8 protein-coding genes are annotated in these 10,125 nt (G+C 66.4%); 3 read left to right on the top strand and 5 right to left on the bottom strand.

The window, feature by feature from the left end; genetic code table 11:
* Positions 1-177: 177 nt before the first annotated feature.
* Positions 178-2,355, bottom strand: coding sequence for a catalase/peroxidase HPI (gene katG / locus AC5E6L_RS10915; RefSeq protein ID WP_491773246.1), 2,178 nt, complete (start codon positions 2,353-2,355; stop codon positions 178-180).
* Between the two features lie 116 nt (positions 2,356-2,471).
* Between katG and AC5E6L_RS10920 the strand changes: the two genes are divergently transcribed.
* Positions 2,472-3,443: a hydrogen peroxide-inducible genes activator gene (locus AC5E6L_RS10920; RefSeq protein WP_491773247.1), complete on the top strand. Its 972-nt coding sequence runs from the start codon at positions 2,472-2,474 to the stop codon at positions 3,441-3,443.
* A gap of 185 nt (positions 3,444-3,628) precedes the next feature.
* Here the strand turns inward: AC5E6L_RS10920 and AC5E6L_RS10925 are convergent, their stop codons facing one another.
* Together AC5E6L_RS10925 and AC5E6L_RS10930 are read right to left on the bottom strand one after the other, a co-directional pair.
* The gene (locus AC5E6L_RS10925) at positions 3,629-4,870 is read right to left on the bottom strand and encodes an MFS transporter (RefSeq protein WP_491773249.1); all 1,242 of its coding nucleotides are present in this window, start codon (positions 4,868-4,870) and stop codon (positions 3,629-3,631) included.
* Positions 4,857-5,891, bottom strand: a complete 1,035-nt coding sequence (locus AC5E6L_RS10930) for an alpha/beta fold hydrolase (protein WP_491773251.1) — start codon at positions 5,889-5,891, stop codon at positions 4,857-4,859. The genes AC5E6L_RS10925 and AC5E6L_RS10930 overlap by 14 nt, the downstream gene beginning before the upstream one ends.
* 29 nt (positions 5,892-5,920) lie before the next feature.
* Between AC5E6L_RS10930 and ettA the strand changes: the two genes are divergently transcribed.
* A complete protein-coding gene (ettA, locus tag AC5E6L_RS10935) occupies positions 5,921-7,570 on the top strand; it encodes an energy-dependent translational throttle protein EttA (RefSeq protein WP_491230923.1) in 1,650 nt (549 codons plus the stop codon).
* A gap of 13 nt (positions 7,571-7,583) precedes the next feature.
* Positions 7,584-7,817, top strand: coding sequence for a hypothetical protein (locus tag AC5E6L_RS10940; protein ID WP_491230922.1), 234 nt, complete (start codon positions 7,584-7,586; stop codon positions 7,815-7,817).
* A 316-nt stretch (positions 7,818-8,133) separates the two neighbouring features.
* On the opposite strand, the gene AC5E6L_RS10945 is transcribed toward AC5E6L_RS10940, so the two are convergent.
* Positions 8,134-9,030, bottom strand: a complete 897-nt coding sequence (locus AC5E6L_RS10945; protein WP_491773253.1) for a LysR family transcriptional regulator — start codon at positions 9,028-9,030, stop codon at positions 8,134-8,136.
* Positions 9,031-9,091: 61 nt separating this feature from the next.
* Entirely contained in the window at positions 9,092-10,069 is a 978-nt protein-coding gene (trxB, locus tag AC5E6L_RS10950) for a thioredoxin-disulfide reductase (protein ID WP_491773255.1), read from the bottom strand.
* Positions 10,070-10,125 lie beyond the last annotated feature (56 nt).

The raw sequence follows: 10,125 nt of genomic DNA on the forward strand, positions 1-10,125 counted from the left end.
ATGCTCGCCGAAGGCGCCGGGCCGACGCCCGCCATGATCGCCGACAAACGGTTCGACCTTCGCGCCTTCGCCCGGTCCGGCGGCCGGTAAGCGGTTCTGCCCTCCCAGCGCGCCGGCCTGCGCCGGGGCGGGCGCTCCCCCCGAGCGAGCATGGCGCCCGGGGGGAACGGCACGGCGTCAGGCCGCCAGGTCGAAGCGGTCGGCGTTCATGACCTTGGTCCATGCCGCAACGAAGTCGCGCGCGAACTTTTCGGCATTGTCGTCCTGGGCATAGACCTCGGCATAGGCCCTGAGGATCGAGTTCGAGCCGAAGACGAGATCGGCGCTGGTCGCGGTCCATTTGACCTTGCCCGACTTGCGGTCACGGATCTCGTAGCTTCCGGCCTCTTCGACATGGTGCCAACTGTTGGCCATGTCGGTGAGGTTGACGAAGAAATCCGTGGTGAGCTGGCCGACACGATCGGTGAAGACGCCATGGGCGCCGCCCCCGTGATTGGTGCCCAGAACGCGCATCCCGCCGACCAGCACGGTCATCTCCCACGCGGTCAGGCCCAGAAGCTGGGCGCGGTCGAGCATCATCTCCTCGGCCGACACCGCATAGGGCGCCTTCTGCCAGTTGCGGAAACCGTCGGCGAAGGGCTCCAGAACGCCAAAGCTCTCGGCGTCGGTCATCGCGTCGGTGGCATCGCCCCGGCCCGGCGCGAACGGCACCTTAAGGTCGTGGCCGGCGGCCCTGATCGCCATTTCCAGCCCGACATTGCCGGCCAGGACGATGGTATCGGCGACCGAGGCGCCGGCCGCCGCTGCGATGGGCTCCAGAATGCCCAGCACCTTGGCCAGACGCTCGGGCTCGTTGCCGGCCCAGTCCTTCTGCGGCGCCAGGCGGATGCGGGCGCCGTTGGCGCCGCCGCGCTTGTCCGAGCCGCGGAAGGTCCGCGCGCTGTCCCAGGCGGTGGCGATCATCTCGGCCGCCGAAAGGCCGCTTTCGGCGATCTTCGCCTTCAGCGCGGCGACATCGTAGCCGGTCGGGCCCGCCGGCACCGGGTCCTGCCAGATCAGATCCTCGTCCGGCACGTCCGGGCCGACATAGTTGGCGCGCGGACCCATGTCGCGGTGGGTCAGCTTGAACCAGGCGCGGGCGAAGCTGTCGGCGAAATAGTCGGGATCGGCGCGGAACTTCTGGCAGATCGCGTTGTAGACCGGGTCGATCTTCATCGCCATGTCGGCATCGGTCATCATCGGCCTGCGGCGGACGGTGGGATCGCCGGCATCGACCGGCATCTGATCTTCCGGCATGTCGACCGGCTCCCACTGCCAGGCGCCGGCACGGTTCTTCCTGACCTGCCATTCATAGCCGAACAGATAGTCGAAATAGCCCATGTCCCACTTCAGCGGCTCCTTGGTCCAGGCGCCCTCGATGCCGGATGTGAACTTGTCGGAAGCGTTCGTCGTCTGGCCGGGATTGGCCCAGCCGAGCCCCTGCGCCTCGATCGCGGCCGCTTCGGGCTCGACGCCGATCCGGTCATGGGCGCCGCCGCCATGAGCCTTGCCGACCGTGTGACCGCCGCAGGTCAGCGCCGCGGTTTCCTCGTCGTTCATCGCCATGCGGGCAAAGGTCACGCGGATATGCTCGGCGGTGCGGGCCGGATCGGGATTGCCGTTGACGCCCTCGGGGTTGACGTAGATCAGACCCATATGGACGGCCGACAGCGGGTTCTCCAGGGTCCTGGCCTCGTCCAGATCCCCATAGCGGTTCTCGGACGGGGCCAGCCATTCGCTCTCCGAGCCCCAGTAGATGTCGTTCTCAGGACCCCAGATGTCCTGGCGGCCGAAACCGAAGCCGAAGGTCTTCAGTCCCATCGATTCATAGGCGACGGTGCCCGACAGAACGATCAGGTCTGCCCAGCTCAGCGCGTTGCCATACTTCTTCTTGACCGGCCAGAGCAGGCGGCGCGCCTGGTCGAGGCTGGCATTGTCGGGCCAGGAATTGAGCGGCGCGAAGCGGATATTGCCGGTGCCTCCGCCCCCGCGACCGTCCTGTATGCGATAGGAGCCCGCCGCGTGCCAGGCAAGGCGGATCATCAGGCCGCCGTAATGGCCCCAGTCTGCGGGCCACCAGTCCTGATCGTCGGTCATCAGCGCGTGGACATCGGCCTTGACGGCATCGAAGTCGAGAGCCTTCACCGCCGCGCGGTGATCGTAGCCCTCGTCCATCGGGTCGGTGCGCGCGCCATGCTGGTGCAGGATGTCGAGGTTGAGGGCGTTCGGCCACCATTTGGTGACCGGCTGATCGGTCGCGGTGTTCCCGCCATGCACGGGACAGCCGGCAACGCCGTGCAGATTGGTTGCATCCATAAGAGTCTCCTAGAAGCTGCGTTCGCAAGGCTCGATTGTCTAGCCTAGAACCTTTCTAATCTATAAAATCCATTATCACCAATTGAGTCTTCTAACCGTTGCGATAAGTTCGGCAAATGATTGGCTTGACCCTCAAACATCTTCGCTACTTCGAAGCGCTCGCCACGCACGGGCATTTCGGCCGCGCCGCCGCATCCTGCTCGATCACGCAGCCGGCCTTGTCGCTTCAAATCAAGGAGCTGGAATCGATGTTGGGCGGCCCTCTGGTCGAGCGAACCTCGCGCAAGGTGCGCTTGACGACGCTTGGACAGGATTTCGTCGTCCGCGCGCGCAAGATCCTGTTCGAGGTCGACGAATTGGGCGATCTCGTCCGCGCCTCCAAAGATCAGTTCACCGGCCGGTTGCGGCTTGGCATCATACCCACCGTCGGGCCCTACCTTCTTGCCGATATGATCAAGGCACTGGCCTGCCGCTTGCCGGGTTTGAAAATCCAGCCGCGGGAATCGGTGACGAAGTCGCTGATCGACGATCTGCACGCGTCAAGCCTCGATGCGGCCATCGTCGCCCTGCCGGTCTCCGAGGCCGCTTTGCGCGAATTCTCGCTGTTCGAGGAGGATTTCGTCCTGGTGCGCCCGATCGAAGAGGCAGAACACCCCGTGCCGACGCCGGACAGGCTCAAGCAGATGCGCTTGCTGCTTTTGGAGGAAGGCCATTGTTTCCGCGATCAGGCGCTGGCGTTCTGCGCGATGAAACCGTCCGGTCCGCACTACCTGATGGAGGGCAGTTCCCTTTCCACCCTGGTTCAGATGGTCGGCGCGGGCATGGGCCTGACGCTGATCCCGGAAATGGCGCTGCCGCTGGAAACCAGAAGCGCTCGGGTCGCGGTCGCGCGCTTCCCCGGCCCGAGCCCCTCACGCAGGATCGGAATGATCTGGCGCAAGACGAATCCCCTGACCGATCATTTGATGCAGATAGGCGCGATCGTGCGAAAGGTCGCTCAGTCCAAGCGCGAGGAGATCGACGCCATGCCCGGCGGAGCGATTGGCTCGGCTGCCGGCTTGAAGACCCCAGGGGCGATTTCCGTGTGATTTACGCTCTGGCGACCCTATCGTGCCGCCGGTAACCCATGCCGGCAACGGCACGCCGTCGATCTTCCATGAGCGCGCCGATGACGATGACGACATTGCGGCATGACCGGGACCGCACAACTGTTGGACGGCCATAGTCGTGGGCGACGATGGAACTTTGCCGCCATTGGCGGCAGGCTTTCCGCTCATTTACCCTTGTCCCCGGCTCCGCGCCCGAGGCTGGCCCCGCGCAAGGCGGGCGGGCGTCGGTTGACGGCGACATAGAAGGCAGAGGTGATCAGCGCGACGATCGCCGCGGCCATGTAGACGCCCCCGATGCCGCCGAGCGGCTCGACGGCAAGCACCATGGGCGCCGCCAGGAACTGGGCGAGGAAGACGGCGGTCGTCATCATGCCGGCCGCCTGGCCGCGCCGTTCGGGCGCAACGCGCTCGAACAGCCAGGTCGATGCGTTGGGCAGCACCACGCCCGAGGCGCAGCCGATCGCCACCATCAGCGCGAAGATGGCCCATAGGGGCGGTTGCAGCGACATGACCGCATAGGCGGCCGCGCAGAGCAGGAACGACAGCGAGGCCATCAGCGGCGGTGGCGCCATATGGCGCATGCGGCCGAAGATGAGCGAAACCGATCCGCTGCCGATCGTCATGACGGCGATCGCGCCGGCGGCGAGCGTCGCGCTCGGCCTGCCCATCTCGGCGAGCATGAACGGCAGCTTCAGCGGAATGGTGAAGTAGGTCAGGAAGCTTGCGAACGGCGAAACATAGACGACCATCGCAAAGGTCCAGGGGAACAGGCCGGCGGGCACCGCCGCGCGGGGCGCCCGTCGCACCGGCTCGCCCCTTGGCACCAGAGAGAAGATGAAGGGCAGGAGCGCCAGCGGCGCAAGGTAGATGGCGAACGGGGCGCGCCAATGGACATCGGCCAGGATGCCGCCGGACAGGATGAAGACCATGCCGCCAAAGCTCATCGCGGCGGCTTGCAGGCCGAGGATCCGCCCGCGCTCGGCATCGGTGAAGAGCGTGGCGATCAGGGCCGTCGCCGAGGTCATGATGGCGCCCACCGCGATGCCCAGCGCAAGCCTTGCGGCGATGATCGCGCCGACCGTGTCCAGATAGAGGCCGGACGAGCCCGCCACGATGTAGACGGCGATGCCCGCGACCAGCAGACGCCGCTTGAGCGCGCGATCGGCGATCATGCCGGCAAGGGGCGCGCCCAGCGCGATCGCCAGGCCCGGCATGGTCAGGATGAGCGGCACGTAGCGGTCGCCGCCCGGCTGACCGGCGAAATGGGCCGAAAGCCCGGGCAAGGTCGGCGCGATCGTCGCACCGGCCATGACGGTCAGCGTTGCGCAAAGCAGCAGCACGACAAGCGCCGGCCTGCGCGGATCGCCGGTCTTGCCGGCAGCGGCGGGCGTTTCAGGTGCGTTCAAGGCGGGCCTCCAGCCACGCCGTCAGCGAGGCCGTCGCCTCACCGGCGGCCGAACCGTTGAGCGTTTCGTGGCGGGTGCCGGCATGGATCGCGACGGTGACATCGCAATAGCCGGCCCGGCGGAGCCGGTCCGCCTGCGCGCGCACGGCCTTGCCCCCCCCGGTCGCCGGATCTGCGCCGCCGCCGGCCAGGTGGAACGGCAGGTCCCTTGCGGCCGGCGGCGCATCGGCGACGCGCGCGCCGGCGAAGATCATCGCGAACACGTCTCGCCACAGGCCGACCGAGGCGTCCCAGCCGCATAAGGGGTCGGCGATATAGGCGTCGACCTGCGTCTCGATATCGCTCAGCCAGTCGAAGTCCGTCCGGCGGCCCGGCACCGACCTGGCCCATTGCGCAAATGTCAGCGCGGGCAGCAGGCGCGAGGGCACGTCGCTGCCCAGGCGGAACCGCTCCCACGTCAGGATGGCCTGCGCGGCGCGGCCGGCGAGCCCGCCCGAGAAGTTGGCGTTCCAGACGGCCGCGCCGGCCAGATGTGCGGGCCGGCGCAGCGCGTGATTCATCGCGATCAGCCCACCCATGGAATGGCCGAAGATGAAGACGGGCAGGCCGGAATGGGTCGCGCGTATATGGGCGTGGACGGCGGCGACGTCGTCGAGCGCCTTTCCGGCGCCGCCGCCCCCGTTGGCGAAGCTTCGCGGCGGGGCGTCGGGCGCCGTGGTCGCGCCGTGTCCGCGATGGTCTTGCGCATAGACGGCGATCCCGGCAGCGCCCAGGGCCTGCGCGAAGCGGGCATAGCGCGCCGCATGTTCGGCAAGGCCGTGATTGATCTGGAGCACCGCGCGCGCCGCCCCTTCCGCCGGCTGGCGGTAGACGTTCAGCGTGGCGCCGGTCGGCGAGGCGAGCGCGAACCGGTGGGCGAAGGCATCGGGCATGGCGCGCAGTTGGACGTGCCCACCCGCCCGCGTCAAGGCCGCGATGCGCCGATTGCCCTTGCCGGACGATTGGCCTATGCAGCGCCCCATTCCACCCATCACCAGACGGGAGCGCGGCCGTGGCACGCCAGTTCATCTATCACATGTCGGGTCTGTCGAAGGCCTACGGGTCCAAGAAGGTGCTCGAAGACGTCCATCTGTCCTTCTACCCGGACGCCAAGATCGGCATTCTGGGCCCAAACGGCGCCGGCAAGTCGACCGTCCTGCGCATCATGGCCGGGCTCGACGCCGAGTTCACCGGGGAAGCCTGGATCGCAGAGGGCGCAACGCGTGGTTACCTGCCCCAGGAGCCGCAGCTCGACGAAACCAGGACCGTGATGGAGAACGTCATGGAGGGCGTCGCCGAAAAGAAGGCGATCGTCGACCGCTACAACGAACTGATGATGAACTATTCCGACGAGACGGCGGAAGAAGGCGCGAAGCTTCAGGACGTGATCGACGCGGGGAACCTGTGGGATCTGGACAGTCAGGTGGAGATGGCGATGGACGCGCTGCGCTGCCCGCCGGGGGATTCGGCCGTCGGTCATCTGTCCGGCGGCGAAAAACGCCGCGTGGCGCTGTGCCAGCTTCTGTTGCGCCAGCCCGACCTTTTGCTGCTCGACGAGCCGACCAACCATCTGGACGCCGAGACCATCGCCTGGCTCGAAAAGCACCTGCGTGATTATCCCGGCGCGGTGCTGATGATCACCCACGACCGCTACTTCCTCGACAATGTGACGGGCTGGATCCTCGAACTCGACCGCGGCCGCGGCATCCCCTATGAGGGCAATTACACCGCCTATCTGGCGTCCAAGGCAAAGCGCATGGCGCAGGAGGGCCGCGAGGAAGCCTCCCGCCGCAAGGCGCTCGCCCGCGAGGCCGAATGGATCAACGCTTCGCCCAAGGCGCGCCAGGCCAAGTCGAAGGCCCGCATCAGGGCCTATGACGAACTGGTCAAGTCGGCCAATGATCGCCGACCCGGCGACGCGCAGATCATCATCCCCGCCGGCCAGCGGCTGGGCAATGAGGTGATCGAGGCGGCCGATCTGACCAAGGGCTATGGAGACCGGCTTCTGATCGGCGATCTCGATTTCAAGCTGCCGCCCGGCGGCATTGTCGGCGTGATCGGGCCGAACGGCGCGGGCAAGTCGACGCTGTTCCGCATGATCACGGGCCAGGAGCGGCCCGACAAAGGCGCGATCACCGTCGGCGAGACGGTGCAGCTTTCCTATGTCGACCAGAGTCGCGACGCGCTCGACCCCGACAAGACGGTCTGGGAGGAGATTTCGGGCGGCAACGACACCATCAGGCTCGGCCCGCACGAGGTGAACTCCCGCGCCTACTGCTCGTCCTTCAACTTCAAGGGCGGGGACCAGCAGCAGAAGGTCGGCACGCTTTCGGGCGGCCAGCGCAACAGGGTGCATCTGGCCAAGATGCTGAAGGAGGGCGGCAACGTCATCCTGCTCGACGAGCCGACCAACGATCTGGACACCGAAACGCTCGCCGCGCTGGAGGAGGCGCTCGAAAACTTCGCCGGCTGCGCCGTCGTCATCAGCCACGACCGCATGTTCCTCGACCGTCTCGCCACCCACATCCTGGCGTTCGAGGGCGACAGCCATATCGAGTGGTTCGAGGGCAATTTCGACGATTACGAAGCCGACAAGATCCGGCGCCTGGGCCCGGACAGCGTCAATCCCAAGCGCGTGACGTATAAGAGATTGACACGGTAGAGAGTAAAACGCCGTGCTTGATCGCCTGAGACGGGCCGGCTTCGACATATTGACGCTTCACCATGCGGAAGCGATCATGATCGGCGGCTTTCCCGGAGCCGCCGTGGAGATCGAAGAGGCGTTGCTGGCGCTGTCGCTTCCGGTGCTTGAGATCGTCGGAAGCGGTGGCGGCGAGACGCGGCGGGCGGGGACGTATTTCTCCGGGAGGAACTCAAAAGAAAAGAGCCGGACCGCTGGGAGGAGGTAGCGGTCCGGCTCAGCACGAGTTGCAGGAGCGGGAGGAGGTGCTCCTGCAAAACACCTTCAGAAAGCGACTGGGAGGAGGTAGCCGCGTTCCTGACAGGTCGGAATATGCGTCTGGCATCGCCGTTTTTCAACTGCGTTTTGTGCATTGCACATATGCAATTTTGCATGGCAATTGCGCTGATTGGTAGCATATATGGGCCGAAACTCGCTTCGAGTCGCCAAATAGGTGCATACGGTGCCCGGATAGCGGGCAGCGCCGCGCCATTCGGGACATGGCGCGACTGTCATGGCTGTGCGCTGCAAGAGAGCATGAGGCCCTAAAACTCCCAGCTTCGCGCCTTGGCGAACAGAAAGTCCCGGAAAGCTTGCAGCTTGGCCGACGAACGCATCGATTCCGCATAGGCGAAATAGGTGTCGAACGAGGGCAAGGCGACGCCCTCGATGACCCGGACCAGCCCGGCATCGCGCTCGACGGCATAGTCGGGCAGCATCGCCACGCCGACGCCGCGCTGCACGGCGCGCTTGATCGACATGATCGAGTTGATCTCCAGCACCGCCTGCCGCGACTGGCCGGCCTCGCATCCGAGCGTCAGTAGCGAGTTGAGTTCGAGAAGATAGTCCGGCGCCGGCTCGCCGAACGTGACGATGCGGTGCCTGTCCAGATCGCCGATCGCCCCCGGAGCGCCGAAGCGGGCGATGTAGCCCGGCGACGCGTAGACGTGGAAATGGACCGTGAAGAGCCGGCGCTGGATCAGGTCGGGCTGCTGCGGCTGGCGCAGGAGGATCGCGCAGTCGGCCTGACGCAGGTTCAGATCCAGCTCTTCGTTCGAAAGGACGAGCTGGACGCGGATGTCCGGATAAAGTTCGAGAAATTCCTGCACCCGGTAGGTCAGCCAGCCAGAGCCGAGTCCCACGCTGGTGGTGATGCGCAGCGTGCCGGACGGCCGGTCCGTGGCGTCCACCAGCCGCGCCTTGACGTTCTCAAGTTGCAGGAAAACGTCGTGCGCGGTGCGAAACAGCATCTCGCCCTGTTCGGTGAGGACGAGACCGCGCGCATGCCGGTTGAACAGCGGCGCGCCGATGTCGGCCTCCAGCGCCGAGACCTGCCGGCTGACGGCCGACTGCGACATGTGCAGCTTTTCGCCGGCCTGCGTGAACGAGCCGGCCTGCGCGGCGGCATGAAAGACGCGCAATTTGTCCCAGTCGAGCGGCATGGGCCGGCCCTTTGTTTCATGGCGCCCGCCCATGGGTCCGCGAGCGCCGTTCCGTTCCCCCCTATTCGGCCGCTTCCATGTGCGCTTCCTGGGCGGCGAGGAACTTTTCGGCCTCCAGCGCGGCCATGCAGCCGAGCCCGGCGGCGGTCACCGCCTGGCGGTAGATATCGTCGGTCACATCGCCGGCCGCATAGACGCCGGGGATCGAGGTGAGGGTCGAATCGGGCGCCGTCCACAGATAGCCGCCCGCTTTCTGTTTGAGCTTGTCCGCAAACAGTTCCACCGCCGGCGCGTGGCCGATCGCGATGAACACGCCCTCGGCGTCGCGCTCGACGCGCTCGCCCGTGCGCACGTTCCTCAGCCGCACGCCGGTCACGGCCGCCGGCAGCGCCGGATTGGCCTTTGCGCCGACGATCTCCTCCAGAACGCTGTCCCAGACGATCTCGACATTGTCCTTCCTGAACAGCCGCTCCTGCATGATCTTCTCGGCCCGCAGCGCCTCGCGCCTGTGCACCAGCGTGACGGTCCTTGCCAGGTTCGAAAGATAGAGCGCTTCCTCGACGGCCGTGTTGCCGCCGCCAACGACCACCACGTCCCTGTCGCGGAAGAAGAAGCCGTCGCAGGTGGCGCAGGCCGAAACGCCATAACCCATATAGGTCCGCTCGCTTTCGATGCCGAGCCATTTGGCCTGGGCGCCGGTGGCGATGATCAGCGCGTCGCCCGTATAGACCGTGCCGCTGTCGCCCACGGCGCGGAACGGGCGCGTATCGAGGTCCACCCCGGTGATCACGTCGTGGCGGATGTCGGCGCCGACATGTTCGGCCTGAAGGCGCATCTGATCCATCATCCAAGGGCCCTGCACCGCCTCGGCATATCCGGGATAGTTCTCCACCTCGGTGGTGATCATCAACTGGCCGCCCTGCTGCAGGCCGGCGACCATGACGGGCTTGAGCATGGCGCGCGCCGCATAGATGGCCGCGGTGTAGCCGGCGGGGCCCGATCCTATGATCAGGACGGGCGCGTGGATGGTCTGGGTCATGGGAGCCTCGGGCAAATCCGTTGGTTCGCGTCGGTTGAGTAGCACCGCAAACGGGC

It is taken from the genome of Roseitalea sp. (genome assembly GCF_984466335.1).

Bases quoted from the DNA above. Each gene is read 5' to 3' on its own strand.
- katG (WP_491773246.1), bottom strand. From the start codon at position 2,355: ATGGATGCAACCAATCTGCACGGCGTTGCCGGCTGTCCCGTGCATGGC.
- AC5E6L_RS10920 (WP_491773247.1), top strand. From the start codon at position 2,472: ATGATTGGCTTGACCCTCAAACATCTTCGCTACTTCGAAGCGCTCGCC.
- AC5E6L_RS10930 (WP_491773251.1), bottom strand. From the start codon at position 5,891: ATGGGGCGCTGCATAGGCCAATCGTCCGGCAAGGGCAATCGGCGCATC.
- AC5E6L_RS10945 (WP_491773253.1), bottom strand. From the start codon at position 9,030: ATGCCGCTCGACTGGGACAAATTGCGCGTCTTTCATGCCGCCGCGCAG.
- trxB (WP_491773255.1), bottom strand. From the start codon at position 10,069: ATGACCCAGACCATCCACGCGCCCGTCCTGATCATAGGATCGGGCCCC.